Below are 16,170 nucleotides of genomic sequence, written 5' to 3'. Positions count from 1 at the left end.
ACCAATCAACACACAACCATGCACACAAAAAATAAAAAGTACATTGGCACACTATTGAGTTCTCAAACATCATCCGCACACCACAAAAAATTAACCTACCGTTAACCTCTCGTTGGCGGCTCGTACAAACTTACTCAAATCATTGAACCCTGTCAAATCCTTGAACCAAGCCCGTACAAAATTCGCAAAGAAGTAACCTCCCGGCTACCTCGCGGCGACTCGGATTAATGTAGTCCACCACAACCACACAACACAAACCCGCAGGACAACCCAGGTTCTTCTAGTGATAGCAAGCAATCTTTCCGTCTGGACCATCGATGACTCGGACCGGGGTGTTGAAGATGGACGTCAAAATGTCATCGCGAATGATGTCATCCACTGATCCAAATTCAACGATGCGGCTTTCTTTGCACGCACAGATGTAGTCGGCATACCGGGCTGCGAAGTTTATGTCATGCAGCACCACAACAATGGTCCGCCCAAGAGACTGCGCAGCGTCTTTGAGATGTCGCATCATCTCTACAGAATGAGCAATATCCAGATTGTTGAGCGGCTCGTCTAATAGGACGTATTCCGTCTCTTGGCACAGGACCATCGCTACATACGCACGCTGACGTTGGCCTCCTGAAAGCTCATCAAGATACCGGTGCTGCAATTCTTCTAGGTGGAAGAAAGCTATGTATGTGGAAATTACTTCCTCGTCATGCGGCGTTAGTCGACCTTTGGTGTAGGGAAAGCGGCCAAAGCCAATCAATTGCCGCACAGTCAGCTTGGTGACGAAGTGATTTTCTTGCCGCAGAATGGACACCACTTTTGCTAACTCCGCGGATTTCGTGGATTGGACGTCCTGTCCGGCGACTTCGATCGTGCCCTCGTCCATGTCCAATAGACGGCCAATCATGGTGAGCATGGTGGATTTGCCAGCTCCATTGGGGCCAATCAAGGCGGTAATTCCGCCTTTCGGGATCCGCAGGTTGAGCGGACCAATAGCCACTTCCCCAGAGTAGCGTTTGGATACGTTCTTTACTTCGATCACAGTCGCCCCTTTCGCAAGATGATAAAGAGAAATGCACAGCCGCCCACGAGCTCAATGATGATGGACACCACGCCTTGAGCGTCGAACACGTGCCGCATAAGGAAGTAGGCGGCGGTAAGCAGCAAGAAAGCCAGGCCAATGGCCATCGGGAAAATGAAACGGTGGTCATAGGTATCGGTGAACTGATAAGCCAACGTGGCAACCAAAAATCCCAGGAAGGTCATGGGTCCTACCAAGGCGGTTGTCGTGGCCATCAAGAGGGACACCAAAATCAAGGTATAGATTGCATGGCCTTTGTGGTTTACTCCCAAATTCGTACTGACATCGTTGCCTAGGGAAATCGCGTTCAAGGTACGCGCATTGAGTAGCAAGAGCGTTGCCACGATCGCAACGATGGGAATGACGATGGGATAGTAGTCTGATTCCGCGTTGTTGATGGAGCCGAATAGGCGCGCGGTGAGCACGTCAAACTCGCTCGGCGTAAGAATTCGCTGCATAAACGTAGATAGGGAGCCCAAGCCTCCACCGATAACCACACCGACCAGCAGCATGGCGTGCATATTGTGCGTGTTATTGGTCAGTAGCCACGAGTACAGCACCAAGGACAGCCCCACCATGAGCGCCATTTGGAATAGGAATGTGGGGAGTGTGCGGGCGTCGTTAAGCCCTGCTGCTCCAAGGAAGAAGATGGTCGCAGTATTGATCGCTACATACAATGACTCAAAGCCCATGATGGATGGGGTAAGAATCCGGTTATTCGTAACAGTGTGAAAAGCCACCGTAGCCATCGCCTGGCACACCGCCACAATTGCCATAGCGATGAGCGCGTCCGCGCGGCGCTGCGCAATGAGCCAGAATTTGCGCGATCCGAACTGCATCGGATTGTCGTATGCCAACCAGGCGAAGGCAAAAGCCAAGGCCAGCGCCCATACGCAGGCTAGAGTGAGCCAATACCTTTTCCGCGAAAGCTTAGCGTGCACGAGTGGACCTCACGATCATCACGATGAAAACAGTTGCACCCAGCACCCCAAGAATCACTGAAACTGGCATCTCAAACGGTGCAATAATGATGCGGCCTACTAAGTCGCACACGGTCACGATGCCTATGCCCAAAAGGCAGACCCACGGCAAGTTGGAGCGCAGGTCATCCCCACGCACCATCGAAACCACATTAGGCACGATGAGCCCCAAGAATGGCAAAGAGCCAACGACCACAGTGACGACGCCGGTAGCCACGGCAATCAAGCTTGTGCCCAGCAAAAGCATGCGGTTGTAGTTGAGCCCTATGTTGGTGGCGATATCTTCACCCAAGCCAACAACGGTAAGCCGGTCGGCATAAATAAATACGGCGGCCAAAACCGCTAGCACCAGCCACAAAACTTCATATTGCCCCTTGTACACAGAGGTAAAAGAGCCCATGAACCAAATTCCCAGCTGCTGCAGCATATCGGCTTGCAGGGCAAAGAAGCTGGAGACTGCAGAAATCACAGCTCCCACCATGATGCCGACGATGGGCACGATGAGCGAGGAGCGCAAGGTCACGCGGCGCAGAAAGAGGAAGAACACAATGGTGCCGATGAAAGAAAAGGCTACGGCTCCCATCATCTTGACCAGAATTGACGCGGTCGGAGCGATCCACAAGACGAAGAGCAGGCCAAGGCCCGCCCACTCAGTGGTTCCCGTGGTAGAAGGTTCTACAAAGCGATTCTGGGTCAACAATTGCATGACCAGCCCGCTCATGGCCATTGCGGCACCAGCGAGAACGAGCGCTATGGTTCGCGGAAGCCGAGTGATGCTGAACATGGCTGCACCGTCCTCGGCGCCGAAGACGTCGTACTGCCCCAATAACAAGGAGGCAGCGAGCAGGGCACAAACACTCAGCACTGCAAGGCCGAGCTTCCAATCCCACAGCGTAGGACGCGTGGTAGTTTCCATCTTTCTCCTCTAGCAGACAAAGGCCGGAGGGCCCCTCCCCTCCGGCCTTGGCGTGCGCGCTGGCTAATTCTTTTCGAAGGCCTCCGCCATCGCGTTCAGCGTTTCCGTGTAGGTGATGATGTTTTCGTTGGTGTAGGTGTCCTGCGGAGCGGTAACGATGTGGCCTTCTTTGACCGCGGTCACGTTCTTCAGCGCGGAGGAGTCTTCTACCAGCTTTTGACCTGGGGTATATCCTTCTTCATCCTTGGCTATGGCGCCATCGCGATCCATGACGAGGATATAGTCCGGGTTGGATTTGGCGATCGCCTCCACCGAAATATCGTCACCCTCGTGGTCATCGCTGGCATTGTCTACCTCGAGCGCTGGGGTCATACCGATTAGATCAAAGAGTGGCCCATAGAAGCGTCCCTTACCTGGGGCAATGTAGTTAATCTCCCCGCCAGAGGTATTTACTGCCATGATCTTCTTGTTCGGATCATAGGCCTTTTTGGCGCGTTCCAAGGCAGCATTGAAGTCATCGACCAGGGCTTTGGCGTCCTCCTCGTGTCCAAAAACTTTGCCCATCGCCTCTGTCTGGCGGATTAGCTCTTTCGCCATATCCTCGCCGTCCCGTGGGGTGAAGTCCACCACTGGGGTTCCATCAACGAGGGATTCCAGATCATCTTGATACTGGCTGAAGCGCTGACCGTTAACCACAATATCTGGCTCTGCAGCCACCAATGCTTCCAAGTCTGGTTCGCGGTGGGAGCCCAGGTTAGCTTCTACGCTGTCCTCATTGATGTCTTTGGAAAGGGTATCCGGCACCAGGTCGAGGGGAGCCGCCACGATATTGACACCCCAATCAGACAGGATCTCAAAGGCGCGGTTATCAGTTACAGCTACACGCTCATACGGAGGATGAAGTTCCTGTTCCCCGTTATTGTCCTGCAGCGTGAGCGCGCTTGCCGACGCCCCCTTTTCCTCCCCCACTGCTCCATCTTCCGCGGGACTGCAGGCAGTCACTGCCAAAGAAGCGGCGATAACCGCAGCAACAAGAGAGCGATGAATATTCTTCACGATGAATTCCTTATGGACGGGAAACAAATACCAGCCTAACCTAACTTAGGTTGCCCTTATATTTCAAGGTTTAGGGTACCCTTACCCCCACCGGGTGGCGAGAGGGGGCTGTAAGAAAGGGAAAACGAGAAAAGGCCCCCGATGTCTCGGGGGCCTATCGGTGGAGCTGCCGGGAATTGAACCCGGGTCCTTCGTCACCTTGCCAGGGCTTCTCCGTGCGCAGTCCGCACAGAATCTCTGCTCGGCCCTCCGGATCGGGCGAACACGTCCGGATGATGGACCCAGTCACCAGTAAGAGTCCCGACTGGCCCTGATGACCCGGCCAGCCGGCTAGTTCCTTAGTCGATGCCAGGATCTAGGTCAGGAACGAAACCTAGGCTGACAGATACGCGTCGCTGTAATTAGGCAGCGAGGGCGTAGTCACGCTGAGAGTTCTTCTCTGCGTTTATTGGTTGCTACGACGCTTATACGGTGGTCGTTAGCCTGCACCGGCACGCTTCCCCTGGCGCAGTGCACGAAGTCGAAACCAAATCAACCCCATGCTGTAGGGACGGGATAGTGCATCTTCCCTACGGTTCGTTCAACACTACCCCACCCGCTTTTATTTCCTCAAGTGCTCCTCTAACCACTCCTTGAGGACGACCGCATGGTTGACCGTGCGGTTGGCGGCGGCGAAGAGGAGGGTGGCGTCGGCAAGCGCACGCAATTGGGCAAGCTCGTCGGAATCATTGTCATCGAGCTCGGCCTTGTAGCGGCGGGCAAACTCGTCGAAGCGATCCTCATCGTGGTTCCACCACTTGCGCAGCTCGGGGCTCGGCGCGACGTCCTTGAACCACTCGTCGTAGGCCAAGTCGCTCTTGGCGACACCCCGGGGCCACATCCGATCCACCAGCACCCCCGTGCCATGGATGGTGTCCTCGCCCTTAACCACGTCGTGAACCTTCGCTATCTTAAACATTGATTCCCTTCACGCGGCGGCCGAGCTCGCGGGAAATTTCGCGGTCTTGGTCGCGGCGCTTAATATCCTCGCGCTTGTCATAGTCCTGCTTACCTTGAGCCAGTGCGAGCGAAAGCTTGGCGTAGCCATTCTTGAGGTAGACCTTGAGCGGGACCAAGGTCTTATTGCCGTTGCGCACCTGACCGTAGAGCTTGTCGATTTCGCGGCGGTGCAGCAAAAGCTTGCGGGTGCGCCGCGGGCTGTGATTCGTCCACGAGCCCATGGAGTATTCCGGAATGTGCAGGTTACGCAGGTACACCTCGCCATCGTCGATAGTGGCGAAGGCATCATTGAGCGAGATTTTTCCCTCCCGCAGGGATTTGATCTCGGTGCCGAGCAGGACGATGCCACACTCGTATTCCTCGAGGATCTTGTAATCATGCCGGGCCCGGCGGTTGGTAGCGAGCGTTGCTTCGCCGGACGCCGCCTTCTTATTCTTCTTGCCCTTCTTAGCCATAATTATGGCAGTGTAGTGCCCTTTTGGCTGCCCCAGCAAACGGGCTATTTGCGCACATAGGACCGCAGGGTGATATGTGCCGTGACGGCGGTGACCACCAACGCCAGCAAGCCCACGAGAGGCAGGGCAATCCAGAGGTCGCCGGATTTCATGGGGGCAAGCAGCTGGGATTCATACAGGCCTTGCAGGGATGGGTCCACCACTTGGGATTTGCCCAGGAAGATTCCGGCACCACCCAAGACCACGCCGATGAGCGAGGCCAGCACTGCTTCCAGTACGAACGGCGCTTGCGTCATCCACCGGCTCGCACCCACCATGCGCATGATTTCCGTTTCACGGGTGCGGTGGAACGCGGCGATCTGCACCATATTGGCCACCAAGAAGATGGCCGCCACGGACATCACGATGGCCAGCACAAAGGTGGCATTGCGGATAGAGTCCAGGTTGCTTGCGGCATCGCGCACTTCTTGCTGCTGGTCGACGACATCCTCTACCGCCGGATTATCCCTAATCGCATCGATCGCAGAAGCGTCTTCTGGATCCTTCAGGCGCACGTGGAACGCTGCCGGCAGTGCGTCGGGCGAGGTTTGTTCCACCATGACGGGATCGGTGTCTTGGAAAAGCTCCTTGAACCGCTCATAAGATTCCGCACGGTTGCGGTACTCCACGGACTCGACGGAATCATCCGCGTCGAGCTGGCTCTGGAGATCCGCGCAGGCCGGGGTTAAGCAGTCCGGGTCACCGGCGGAGATGTCCTCATTGAGCTGGACCATGACCTCAACGCGGTCGAGATAGATCTCCTTCGTGTCCTTGGTCAGGTTGGTCACCATGATGCCGGCGACAACGAGGCCTACGGCAATAGCGGTGGTGATGATCATGGCGATGGTCATGGTCAGGTTGCGGCCAAGACCCTTGGTGGCCTCGCGGAAAATAAAACCTAGCTTCATGCTTCCCCCTCGTACATCGCCTCGTGCTCGTCGCGCACAAGGACTCCATTGCGCAGCTCCAGCACACGCCTGCGCGCCCTATTGACGGCGCGGGCATTGTGGGTGGACATCACCACGGTGGTGCCACGGCGGTTGATGCCCAGCAGCAAGTCCATGATCTCGTCGGCGGTGGAGGGATCGAGGTTGCCCGTGGGTTCGTCGGCAAGCAAAAGCTTCGGCCGATTGACCACCGCGCGCGCAATGGCCACGCGCTGCTGCTCGCCACCGGAAAGCTCGTGGGGATACGCATCGCGGCGATCCTCTAGTCCCACCAAGTCCAAAACCTGCGGGACCGAGGTGGAGATGCGGTACTTGCTCTTGCCAATAACCTCCAGCGCAAAGGCCACGTTTTGGTAAACCGTCAGCTTGGGAAGCAGGCGAAAGTCCTGGAACACATAACCAATGGACTGGCGCAGCGCGTTGATCTGCTTGCCCGAAAGCTCATTGACGTGGAAATCATCGAAATAAATATCGCCCTTGGACACGTTGCTATAGCGCACCATAAGCTCCAAGAAGGTGGACTTACCGGAGCCGGACGGACCAATAAGGAAGGCGAATTCGCCATCCGCAATCTCGAAGGACACCCCGTCGAGCGCTGGGCGAGACTCGGCGGAGTAAGCCTTAGTCACGTTGTCGAATCTAATCACGCGAATCACTGTAGCAACTAAAGTTGACACCACGCTGTGAACTGTATTTAAGTAATGTGGTCTAAGACACTAATTTGTTCCGACCCAATCGACAGAAAGTGCCGATACAATGGCCGAAACCGAAACTAAAGAAAAACCACGTTCTGCAAGCGGCTTCCTGGGCACTGTAGAAAAGATTGGCAATAAGCTACCGGATCCATTCTGGCTCTTCGTCATCCTCGCAGCCATCGTCGCTGTGACCTCTTGGCTAGGACACCTCGTCGGCATGACCGCCGAGGACCCCAAGACCGGCGACACCATCGAAGTAGAATCCCTGCTGACCACCGAGAATATCTCGCGGATGGTTACTGATGCAGTGGAGAACTTCACCAGCTTCCCGCCGCTCGGCGTCATCCTTGCCGTCATGCTCGGCGTGGCCGTGGCGGAGCAGTCTGGCCTGCTTTCCGCTTTGGTGCGCGCGATGGTGACCAAGGTCAGCGCGAAAATGCTGACCTTCGTGGTGGCGCTGGCCGGTGTGACCGGCTCTGTGGCCTCTGATGCCATCTACGTCATCCTGATCCCGCTGGGCGCAATGGCCTTCCACGCCGTGGGCCGCTCCCCCATCGTCGGCGCGATGGTGGCCTTCGCAGCATCGTCTGCCGGCTTCAATGCCTCGCTGATTCTGAATATCACCGACCTCCTGCTGGCGGGTATTTCTACCCCGGCTGCACAGTTTGTGGACCCCGAATATGAGGTCAGCCCGCTGGCCAATATCTTCTTTGTCATCCCATCCGCAGTGGTGCTCTCCCTCATCATTACAGCGGTCACGGAATTCCTCATGGTCAAAAAGGCCCGCGAGCTCGTGGACCACGACCACATTAATTATGAAGAGGTGTCCTTTTCCAAGGCCGCCGGTGGGGCCACCGCGGACACAGAAGAGGATGAGGAGTACGACTTCACCGATGATGAAGAGGCAATGCGCATCAAGCCCAACGAGCAGCGTGGCCTGATCGCTTCCGGCATCGCGCTCGTGCTCTTCCTTGCCGCCTTCTTTGCCTTGCTATTTATTCCTGGCTCCCCGCTGGCGAGCCAAGGGGATAGCTTCATGGAATCGCCTCTGATTAGCGCCATCGCGGTGCCGATTGCCCTGGCTTTCTTGGTGTGCGGCATTGTCTACGGCCTGGCGGCAGGCACCGTGAAGTCAGCTGCTGATGTGCCGGAGTTTATGGCCAAGGGCATCGAGACCCTCGTTCCCATGCTGGTCCTCTTCTTCGCGGTGGCACAGTTCCTGGCCTGGTTCGAGTGGTCGAACTTGGGCGTGTGGACTGCGATTAAGGGCTCCGAATTGCTCCAACACTGGTCTTTGCCGCCACTAGTCATGTTTGCGGCATTGGTGGCCATGGTCGCACTGCTTAACCTCTTCATCACCTCCGGTTCCGCCCAGTGGGCCCTGATGGCCCCGGTCATCGTGCCGATGATGATGTATGTGGGCGTCTCGCCTGAGGTCTCCCAGATGCTCTTCCGTATCGGTGACTCCCCGACAAATATCATCACCCCAATGTCGCCTTACTTCGCCTTGGCGTTGACCTTCCTGCAGCGCTATTACAAGCCAGCAGGTGTGGGTACTTTGATGTCGCTGGCGCTTCCTTACTCGCTGTCCATGTTGGTGGGCTGGTTCGCCTTCTTCGTCATCTGGTATCTCATCGGCATTCCGCTGGGACCAGGCGCACCGATGGACTACGCGGGTTAAGTCCATAGAGATCAGGCCGAACTGAGGAGTTTCTCCCCTCAGTTCGGCCTTTTCGTGTTCAATTCAGCCCGATCAGTATGGACCTAATCTTGGTCTTCTTGCTGCTGCATGCGCCAGCGGATACCGGATTCAAGAAAGCCATCGATATCGCCATCGAGCACCTTGGAGGGATCGCCCACCTCGAAATTGGTGCGTAAGTCTTTGACCATCTGATACGGGTGCAGCACGTAGGAGCGCATCTGGTTGCCCCAAGAGGCGTTACCACCGGCGCCCAACGCATCGAGCTCAGCTTGTTCCTCCTGACGCTTGCGCTCCAGTAGCTTTGCCTGCAGCACGCGCATGGCCGAGGCCTTATTTTGGATCTGCGACTTTTCGTTTTGGCAGGTCACCACAATGCCGGTGGGAATGTGGGTCAGGCGCACCGCCGAGTCGGTGGTATTGACGGACTGGCCGCCCGGACCAGAAGACCGATAGACATCGACGCGCACGTCATTGTCCGGGATATCGATGTGGTCGGTCTGCTCCACCACCGGCAAAACTTCTACCTCGGCGAAGGAGGTCTGGCGCCGCCCTTGGTTATCAAAGGGCGAGATGCGCACTAGGCGGTGCGCCCCCTGCTCCACGGAAAGCTGGCCGTACATGTATTCACCGTGGACGACAAAGGTCGCGGACTTGATACCGGCCTCCTCTGCATAGGAAATGTCATAGACGTCAACCTTGTGGCCGTGCTTTTCTGCCCAGCGCGTGTACATGCGCATGAGCATTTCGGCCCAGTCGGCCGCGTCCACACCGCCGGCGCCGGAGCGGATATTGATAACCGCCTCACGCGGGTCATATTCACCAGAAAGCATGGTGGTGACCTCCAGCGATTCGATGGCCGACTCCAGGGAATCGAGCTCATCATCCGCCAGGGAGGTATCCCCCTCTTCTTCCGCGAGTTCGTACATCACGGGCATGTCCTCTAAGCGCCCGCGCAGCGATTCCAGCTTGCGGACCTTAGCCTGCGCTGCGGAAAGCTCGGAGGTGACTTGTTGCGCGTAGGCGGGGTCGTCCCACAAGGACGGGTCTCCGGCCTGGGCCTCTAGTTCCCGAATGCGGGCAGCCAAAGCCTCCGGGTCCATAACCTTCTCAATGGTGGTCAGGGTGGTTTCCAATTGCTTGAGCCGTGCTGTTACTTCGGGACGCATAGGCCCCAATCCTACCCACCCGGACTGCATAATTAGCCATCGGCCGCGTTTAGGGTGACAATGGTGGGCATGGATCAAAAGCCGAGCTTGCAGGAGATGATCGATGCGGTCATCAAGACCTTCATTGTCGCGCACGCGGATGACGGGGATGCGCACCTAGCGCAGGCCCTTGTCTATAACGCCGGCCGCCTGGCCTGGCGCTTGCGCGAGATGGGCGTCGACGTAGAGCACAAGACTTCTATCTCGGACGTTGTTACGGATGCGGACAGGGCGGCCGAGCGCTTCGTTGCGGGCGTGCTCGAGGCCGTGCGCCCAGAAGACGGCATCCTCGGCGAAGAGGGTGCGGCCCGCGAGTCCCAGTCCGGCCGCACCTGGGTCATTGACCCGGTTGATGGCACCTACAACTTCTCTTCCGGCTCCGATTATTGGTGCTCTGCCCTCGCGCTTACCGACGCCACCGGGATCATCCTCGGCGCCGTCCACCGCCCCGCCATGGGCTATACCTGGTTCGGCGGCCGGGACTACCCCACTTCCCTCGACGGCAAGGAGGTAGCTCGCCTGCAGGAGAAGCCGGCCGAACAGATTTCTCTATCCACGTATCTGCACCCAACCTCGCTGGTAGATGCGGATATCCGCGGGGCATGGCAGCGCGTGGCGGAAAACTTTGCTACAGTCCGTATGCTCGGTGCCGGTTCTGTTGACCTGTCCTCCGTGGCCGATGGCACATGGGGCGCATGGATGCAGCATTCGGTGGCGGATTGGGATTGGTTCCCCGGCAAAGCCCTCGTGGAGGCGGCCGGCGGTGCTGCCCGCAAGGTAGAAGCCGGCGGTGTCGAATGGTGCCTGGCCGGCAATAAACAGGTAGTGGATCAGATGGAGGATTGGCTCCGTGGGTAAGTTCAAAGAAGACTTGGGCCTCGCGCTCGAGCTGGCGGGCCATGCCGATGTAGTGACCATGCATCGTTTCGAGGCCTCAGACCTTTCCGTCAAGGAAAAGCCAGATATGTCTCCCGTATCGGATGCGGATCTCACCTGTGAGAAGCATATCCGCGAGTCCCTCAAGCGCTCCCGCCCGCGCGATGAAGTGCTGGGTGAGGAATACGGCGGCGAGGCCTGCTATAAGGGTCGCCAGTGGGTCATCGATCCCATCGACGGCACCAAGAATTTCGTGCGTGGCGTCCCCGTATGGGCCACGCTCATCTCCCTTTTGGAAGATGGCGAACCGGTAGTCTCGGTGGTTTCCGCACCCGCCCTGCGCCGCCGTTGGTACGCCGCCAAGGGCGCTGGTGCCTTCCGCGTTTTCGGCGGCGAGCCGAAGCGCTTGAGCGTATCCCACGTGGAAAAGCTCGCCGATTCTTCGCTGGCTATGAGCTCGCTGACCGGTTGGGCCGAACGCGGCCTGCGCGATCAGTTCCTCGCGCTCACGGACAAGACCTGGCGTCTGCGCGGCTATGGTGATTTCTGGTCCTACTGCCTCGTGGCCGAAGGCGCGGTAGACATCGCCGCCGAACCCGAGGTGTCCTTGTGGGACCTCGCCGCGCCTTCCCTCATCGTGACCGAGGCCGGCGGTACTTTCACGGACCTGGGCGGAAACCCCGGCCCGCACGGTGGATCCGGCGTCGCCTCCAACGGTCTGCTCCACAAGCACGCCCTTGCCGCATTGCAGGGCTAGGGATTTCTCCGCAGCTGGAGCAGAACTGGGCCGCGGCGCTCGGCAACCGCACCCGAACAACCACCCGCCTGCGCGCAATTCCCGCAGCCACCGCTAGGGCACGAGGTCAGCGATTCTTTCACTAGCTCCTCGCTGCGCTCGAGGTAGGCCAAGATTACCTCCACGGTCCCCTGCCCCAACCCCGCCGCCTGTGCAATGTCGGCAGGATTGGATTTTCCCTGTGTGATGGCCTCCTTGACCTTCTCCGTGGGGCTCATAGGAAGACCTTGAGGATTTGAAATACTCCTACCGCAAGGATCCAGGCGGTTGCTAGCTGCAGCGCAAACCCGATGAGGGTCCACTTCCAACCTATTTCTCGCCGCTGTGCGGCCACCGTGGCCACGCAAGGGGTATAGGCCAGAAGGAAGACCATATACGCCCACACCGCAGCCAGCCCGTGCCCGCCAGAGGCCGCATCGAAGTCGGCGCGAATATGGCTAGCCAACGGAGATTCTGCTTGCTCCTCTGGTGCATCGTCAGTGACGTCTTCTACCGCATACGTCTGAGCCCAAGTGGAAATGAGAGTCTCCTTCGCCACGAACCCGGTGACAAGCGGCCCGGTGAGGGACCAAGAATCAAACCCAGCAGGTGCAAAGACCGGGGACATCGCTTTAGACACCGCACCGTAGGCGGAATCTTGCGGCGCTACCGCCTCTTCGTTGAAGGAGTGCCCACCAGTGACCGGAATAGACATCAACAACCAGATGACCACGACCGTAGCCACAATGATGCCTCCGGCGGTGTGCAAAAATCCTTTGAGTCTTACCCACATGACCGACACGGTGAGTTTAAACGTAGGCAACTGATAAGCCGGAAGATCGATAACCAGGGCTTCGGATGGCATGGCGCGCCATACCGTGCGGCGCAAGGCGAGGCCTACCAACACCACCAGTGCGATAGACAGCACGTACATGGCGAATACCGCGGAACCAGCATGAGCGGGGAAAAAGACCTGCGCCAGCATCATAAACACGATGAGCCGGGCCGAACAAGAGGTGAAGGGGATAAGCAGGCAGGTGAGGATGCGATGGCGGACGTCGCCAAGCACGCGCGTAGCCGAAATCGCCGGGACATTGCAGCCATAGCCCACCACAATGGGGATAAAGGCCTTGCCGGGCAGGCCGATGGCGCGCATGACGCGGTCAGTGACCACCGCCGCGCGCGCCATGTAACCGGAATCCTCTAGCACCGCCAAGCACAGAAACATCAGCGCGAGGAGCGGCGCAAAGGTGAGCACCATGCCCACACCACCGATGAGCCCATCTACCAGTAGGCCCGTTACCAGCCAATGGTCTGGGAGGATACTGCGCGCTGCATCGGATACAGGGCCGGTAATGAACGCCTCCAATCCGTCCTGCAGCGGCCCTGCGACCGTAGTGGTGATAAAGAAGACGGCCCACATCACCGCCAGGAATAGAATCGGTCCGAGCACTGGGTGCAATACCAAGCGGTCTACGCGCTGGCTAAGTGGCTCCCCCACATTTTCATGGCTGACTGCAACTTTCTCGGCCGCATCCAGATCCGCAAAGCGCTGGTCCACATCGGCGTTGGGGCGGATAGTCTGTGGCTCCGTCTGCATTGCTTTTGCAACGGCGCCCTCCAGCGCATCGAGGTTTTCTCGGCGGCGACCATTGACGCTGACCACCGGCATGCCCACGGCGCGCGATAGCGCGGAGGTATCGATGCTAATGCCCTGCTGCTTGGCGACGTCCTCTTTAGTAACCCCCACCACCACTCGATACGGGTATTCCGCAATTTGGAATGCGAGGTTAAGCCCTCGCGCCGGCGCAGTGGCATCCACCAACACCACAACCACATCTGGGCGCTCACACGGTGGGCACTCAACGAGCATATCTCGGGTGAATTCCTCGTCCGGACTCATTGGTTCCAAGGAATAAGCACCGGGCAGATCGATGATGTCGAAGGCCTCTGGCCGCGCATTCCACAAACCACGGCTGACTTCTACGGAAGTGCCCGGCCAGTTGCCGGTCTGGACCTTCGCTCCGGTCAACGCGTTGAACAAGGTAGATTTGCCGGAATTTGGAGCCCCGACCAAGGCTAGGACAGGCGTTCCCTCCGCGGCGATACGCATGGAGGATGCGGAATGACAGCTTGGCGCTGCGGTTTTGCGTGCCATTATGCTGACACCGGGATAACTTCGAGCTGGCGCAGCGTATGCGCATCTACCGCATACCGAGCACTGCCGATAGTAACCAAGCGCGCCCCACCGGCCACCTTACGCCCGATCTGCACGCGCACCCCTGGCCGGAATCCCAGTTCACGCATACGCAGCGCCAACGCCGGCTGCGACTCAATCGCATGCCGCAGGCAGCATTCAGGTAGTTCTACCAATGCGTCCACTGGGGCTTGATCGGCACGCATACATTCAGACCTTTCGCCGGTCTGCTGGGTGCGGGTGCGGGACAATAAGGACAGCTGCAACATCGCGCGGTCACCTCGGTTCTCTCGGTCCGGCTCACGCCGGTGATGTTAGCCACACCTAAGTAGCTTCTAGATAAGCCTAACCTTAGTCCGCAAAAGGGTTTCACACAAGCGCCGATTAGTTGTGATTATCAGCACTAGACAGAGACATAAAAGTGCCCGCTCCCAGTACATCGGGAGCGGGCAAAGAGCAGGGACGAGGTTAGTCCTGCGGTAGCGCGAAACCAGCGCCTACGCCGCCACGGCGATTCATATCCTCCAGGACTGCATCCATGGTGGTTGCGGCGGTTGGGTTATGGACCGGCCCCTGCAATGGGGTACGGCACGGGAAATTCACCGGCAGGAAACCACCGGTAATCGAGCCAACTAGGCGGCCATTGACCAACAATGGAGCGCCGGAATCGCCCATCATGGCACACACCTGGTTAACCTGAATCTTCTTTGCCTGCTGATAGGTCATGCCGCAGGTCTTGCCGGTAGCGACACCCTGCTTGCACACCTGCTGCCCCGGCTTAACGCCACCACCCAACTCATTGACGGTCACGCCATTATACGAACGGGATACCTTGGCCTTAGAGCCGAACTCAATGACGGCGTAATCCAGGTCCTCGTTCTTAGACACTACGGTGCCCGTCGGGCCGATCTGCTCCGAATCGGCGGAGGTAACAGGATCTCCCACATTGCCGCAGTGCGCGGCGGTCAGACCCACCTTGCGGCCAGCATTATCCTTGCCCGCCACGGTCAAGGTGCACATCGATTCCTTATTGACATAGAGCGGGGTGCCTGGGCCGTAGAGCGACTCGCCCTCATTCATGGCCGCAACAGATTCTTCGGGAATGCGTGGGGCATCAAACATAGAGCCCGGAACGCGGTGCAATACGTAGTCAGCCTGTGGCTTGCCCGCAGCTACCTTGGAAAATCCATCATTTTTCCACTTGTAGTTCGGATTGGTGCCCTTAGGTTTAAATTCCGGCTGGGTAGCCTGCTCCGCTAGGCCGATGGGATTCGGGTTGGTCATTGGCTCCGCGTACTGCGCCTGCTGGGCCGTATGCTGCACGGCTTGCTGCGCGTTGTGCACAGAGGAATCTACGGCGTCGGTGACGTTCTTATCCACCTGCGGGGTTTGGATACCAACCCCCGCCAGGCCATCTCGGACCTGGTTAATAATCCCTGCGGAGTCGAAATCCGGTTGGGGCAATTCCTGGGCGCCTGCGGCCGGGGAACCCAGGAAAAACGCACCAGCGAAAGCCGAGCCCACCAGGACTTTCTTGAGGTGCGGTATGCGAAGCATCAAGGTACCTACTTTCAGTTGTCAACATCGTGCAAGCTCGATACTGGCACGAAAAAATTGTGGAAACAGCAAACTGCTGTGACTGTGTCCAAGCCGTTATATTTCTTCCAGAATTCGGGGGTGATCACCCCTCCCCTATCATTGGCCACATGGTCACACCGCTGTCTTATTCCGATACTTCTGACTTCCCGCAGCTGCACATGTCACGAGTCATCGACTCTGATTTTGATACCGCCGCACACCGGCTATTCCGCTGGTCAATCCAACGCAGCGGCCTTTTCCGCGTGCGCCCCACCCATGAGGTGGTAGAGCTCGGCGCGGAGGTCACCATGGGCCTCGGCCCATGGGATTTTCGCTGTCGCGTAGTCGATGTCTTCCACGAAGACGGCCGCTGCGGGTTCACCTACGGCACCCTTCCCGGACACCTCGAGCGCGGCGTAGAAACCTTTACCCTTGAGCGCCTGCGCGACGGTCGCACCCTGCTGCTTATCGACGCCGCCTCCGAGCCCTTCCTCCCCTTCCTGCGCCCACTCGTGGACGTGCCAAGGCGCCTGCTTATCAGCCGGCTATATCTCCACGCGCTGGACTAAGCGGCAACGATAGCCGCATTCATCTCGCCTTTAAGCTGTCCGTTCTACCTTTTGTGGTGCTCACCAGGAATTGAACATCAGGTCATGCTGGGAGCGGCAGCGGCTT

17 protein-coding genes and 1 other RNA gene are annotated in these 16,170 nt (G+C 58.0%); 4 read left to right on the top strand and 14 right to left on the bottom strand.

The features are described 5' to 3' along the window. Nucleotides 1-280 precede the first annotated feature (280 nt). From QP915_RS03210 to ftsE, 9 genes are all read right to left on the bottom strand, one after another. Complete coding sequence (locus tag QP915_RS03210; RefSeq protein WP_284767993.1) at nt 281-1,036, bottom strand: iron ABC transporter ATP-binding protein; 756 nt, start codon at nt 1,034-1,036, stop codon at nt 281-283. Beyond that, nucleotides 1,033-2,016: an iron chelate uptake ABC transporter family permease subunit gene (locus QP915_RS03205; RefSeq protein ID WP_284766700.1), complete on the bottom strand. Its 984-nt coding sequence runs from the start codon at nt 2,014-2,016 to the stop codon at nt 1,033-1,035. Before QP915_RS03205 ends, QP915_RS03210 begins: the two co-directional genes overlap by 4 nt. Further along, nucleotides 2,006-2,971, bottom strand: coding sequence for an ABC transporter permease (locus QP915_RS03200; RefSeq protein ID WP_284767992.1), 966 nt, complete (start codon nt 2,969-2,971; stop codon nt 2,006-2,008). The genes QP915_RS03205 and QP915_RS03200 overlap by 11 nt, the downstream gene beginning before the upstream one ends. A gap of 63 nt (nt 2,972-3,034) precedes the next feature. Beyond that, complete coding sequence (locus QP915_RS03195; RefSeq protein ID WP_284768011.1) at nt 3,035-4,030, bottom strand: siderophore ABC transporter substrate-binding protein; 996 nt, start codon at nt 4,028-4,030, stop codon at nt 3,035-3,037. Between the two features lie 155 nt (nt 4,031-4,185). Next, nucleotides 4,186-4,566: a transfer-messenger RNA gene (ssrA, locus tag QP915_RS03190) on the bottom strand. Between the two features lie 62 nt (nt 4,567-4,628). After that, nucleotides 4,629-4,985: a DUF488 domain-containing protein gene (locus QP915_RS03185; protein WP_284767991.1), complete on the bottom strand. Its 357-nt coding sequence runs from the start codon at nt 4,983-4,985 to the stop codon at nt 4,629-4,631. Continuing rightward, nucleotides 4,978-5,481 carry an SsrA-binding protein SmpB gene (smpB, locus tag QP915_RS03180; RefSeq protein WP_005322310.1) on the bottom strand — a complete coding sequence of 168 codons (504 nt, stop codon included), beginning with the start codon at nt 5,479-5,481 and terminating at the stop codon, nt 4,978-4,980. The genes QP915_RS03185 and smpB overlap by 8 nt, the downstream gene beginning before the upstream one ends. 44 nt (nt 5,482-5,525) lie before the next feature. Next, entirely contained in the window at nt 5,526-6,428 is a 903-nt protein-coding gene (ftsX, locus tag QP915_RS03175) for a permease-like cell division protein FtsX (protein WP_284767988.1), read from the bottom strand. Next, entirely contained in the window at nt 6,425-7,114 is a 690-nt protein-coding gene (ftsE, locus tag QP915_RS03170) for a cell division ATP-binding protein FtsE (RefSeq protein ID WP_284767986.1), read from the bottom strand. The genes ftsX and ftsE overlap by 4 nt, the downstream gene beginning before the upstream one ends. Nucleotides 7,115-7,223: 109 nt before the next feature. Here ftsE and QP915_RS03165 point away from each other — a divergent pair, with 109 nt between their 5' ends. Further along, nucleotides 7,224-8,843 carry an AbgT family transporter gene (locus tag QP915_RS03165; protein WP_284767984.1) on the top strand — a complete coding sequence of 540 codons (1,620 nt, stop codon included), beginning with the start codon at nt 7,224-7,226 and terminating at the stop codon, nt 8,841-8,843. Nucleotides 8,844-8,926: 83 nt separating this feature from the next. Here QP915_RS03165 and prfB read toward each other — a convergent pair whose 3' ends face one another. Then, a complete protein-coding gene (gene prfB, locus QP915_RS03160) occupies nt 8,927-10,030 on the bottom strand; it encodes a peptide chain release factor 2 (protein ID WP_284767982.1) in 1,104 nt (367 codons plus the stop codon). A gap of 60 nt (nt 10,031-10,090) precedes the next feature. On the opposite strand from prfB, the gene QP915_RS03155 reads away from it, so the two are divergent. Then, entirely contained in the window at nt 10,091-10,927 is an 837-nt protein-coding gene (locus tag QP915_RS03155; RefSeq protein ID WP_284767981.1) for an inositol monophosphatase family protein, read from the top strand. Then, a complete protein-coding gene (gene hisN / locus QP915_RS03150; protein ID WP_284767980.1) occupies nt 10,920-11,702 on the top strand; it encodes a histidinol-phosphatase in 783 nt (260 codons plus the stop codon). Before QP915_RS03155 ends, hisN begins: the two co-directional genes overlap by 8 nt. On the opposite strand, the gene QP915_RS03145 is transcribed toward hisN, so the two are convergent. The 4 genes from QP915_RS03145 to QP915_RS03130 all read right to left on the bottom strand — a co-directional run bounded on the left by QP915_RS03145 (nt 11,699) and on the right by QP915_RS03130 (nt 15,474). Then, nucleotides 11,699-11,959, bottom strand: a complete 261-nt coding sequence (locus QP915_RS03145) for a MarR family transcriptional regulator (RefSeq protein WP_284767979.1) — start codon at nt 11,957-11,959, stop codon at nt 11,699-11,701. The two genes, hisN and QP915_RS03145, sit on opposite strands and share 4 nt — an antisense overlap. Next, nucleotides 11,956-13,878 carry a ferrous iron transport protein B gene (gene feoB / locus QP915_RS03140; protein ID WP_284767978.1) on the bottom strand — a complete coding sequence of 641 codons (1,923 nt, stop codon included), beginning with the start codon at nt 13,876-13,878 and terminating at the stop codon, nt 11,956-11,958. Before feoB ends, QP915_RS03145 begins: the two co-directional genes overlap by 4 nt. Next, the gene (locus tag QP915_RS03135) at nt 13,878-14,123 is read right to left on the bottom strand and encodes a FeoA domain-containing protein (protein WP_284767977.1); all 246 of its coding nucleotides are present in this window, start codon (nt 14,121-14,123) and stop codon (nt 13,878-13,880) included. The genes feoB and QP915_RS03135 overlap by 1 nt, the downstream gene beginning before the upstream one ends. Nucleotides 14,124-14,385: 262 nt before the next feature. After that, nucleotides 14,386-15,474 (bottom strand): S1 family peptidase, encoded by a 1,089-nt coding sequence (locus tag QP915_RS03130; RefSeq protein WP_284767976.1) that lies wholly within the window; start codon nt 15,472-15,474, stop codon nt 14,386-14,388. Between the two features lie 149 nt (nt 15,475-15,623). Here QP915_RS03130 and QP915_RS03125 point away from each other — a divergent pair, with 149 nt between their 5' ends. After that, on the top strand, nt 15,624-16,064 hold the full coding sequence (locus QP915_RS03125) for a DUF1990 family protein (protein WP_284767975.1): 441 nt from the start codon (nt 15,624-15,626) through the stop codon (nt 16,062-16,064). Nucleotides 16,065-16,170 lie beyond the last annotated feature (106 nt).

This window comes from Corynebacterium sp. MSK158, from assembly GCF_030229085.1.
Taxonomy (GTDB): domain Bacteria; phylum Actinomycetota; class Actinomycetes; order Mycobacteriales; family Mycobacteriaceae; genus Corynebacterium.
This window is presented reverse-complemented; position numbering and strand designations above follow the sequence as displayed.

Excerpts from the sequence above, each read along its gene's own strand:
- QP915_RS03200 (WP_284767992.1), bottom strand. The coding sequence starts at position 2,971 with ATGGAAACTACCACGCGTCCTACGCTGTGGGATTGGAAGCTCGGCCTT.
- QP915_RS03185 (WP_284767991.1), bottom strand. The coding sequence starts at position 4,985 with ATGTTTAAGATAGCGAAGGTTCACGACGTGGTTAAGGGCGAGGACACC.
- smpB (WP_005322310.1), bottom strand. The coding sequence starts at position 5,481 with ATGGCTAAGAAGGGCAAGAAGAATAAGAAGGCGGCGTCCGGCGAAGCA.
- ftsX (WP_284767988.1), bottom strand. The coding sequence starts at position 6,428 with ATGAAGCTAGGTTTTATTTTCCGCGAGGCCACCAAGGGTCTTGGCCGC.
- QP915_RS03165 (WP_284767984.1), top strand. The coding sequence starts at position 7,224 with ATGGCCGAAACCGAAACTAAAGAAAAACCACGTTCTGCAAGCGGCTTC.
- prfB (WP_284767982.1), bottom strand. The coding sequence starts at position 10,030 with ATGCGTCCCGAAGTAACAGCACGGCTCAAGCAATTGGAAACCACCCTG.
- QP915_RS03155 (WP_284767981.1), top strand. The coding sequence starts at position 10,091 with ATGGTGGGCATGGATCAAAAGCCGAGCTTGCAGGAGATGATCGATGCG.
- QP915_RS03145 (WP_284767979.1), bottom strand. The coding sequence starts at position 11,959 with ATGAGCCCCACGGAGAAGGTCAAGGAGGCCATCACACAGGGAAAATCC.
- feoB (WP_284767978.1), bottom strand. The coding sequence starts at position 13,878 with ATGGCACGCAAAACCGCAGCGCCAAGCTGTCATTCCGCATCCTCCATG.
- QP915_RS03135 (WP_284767977.1), bottom strand. The coding sequence starts at position 14,123 with ATGCGTGCCGATCAAGCCCCAGTGGACGCATTGGTAGAACTACCTGAA.
- QP915_RS03130 (WP_284767976.1), bottom strand. The coding sequence starts at position 15,474 with ATGCTTCGCATACCGCACCTCAAGAAAGTCCTGGTGGGCTCGGCTTTC.
- QP915_RS03125 (WP_284767975.1), top strand. The coding sequence starts at position 15,624 with ATGGTCACACCGCTGTCTTATTCCGATACTTCTGACTTCCCGCAGCTG.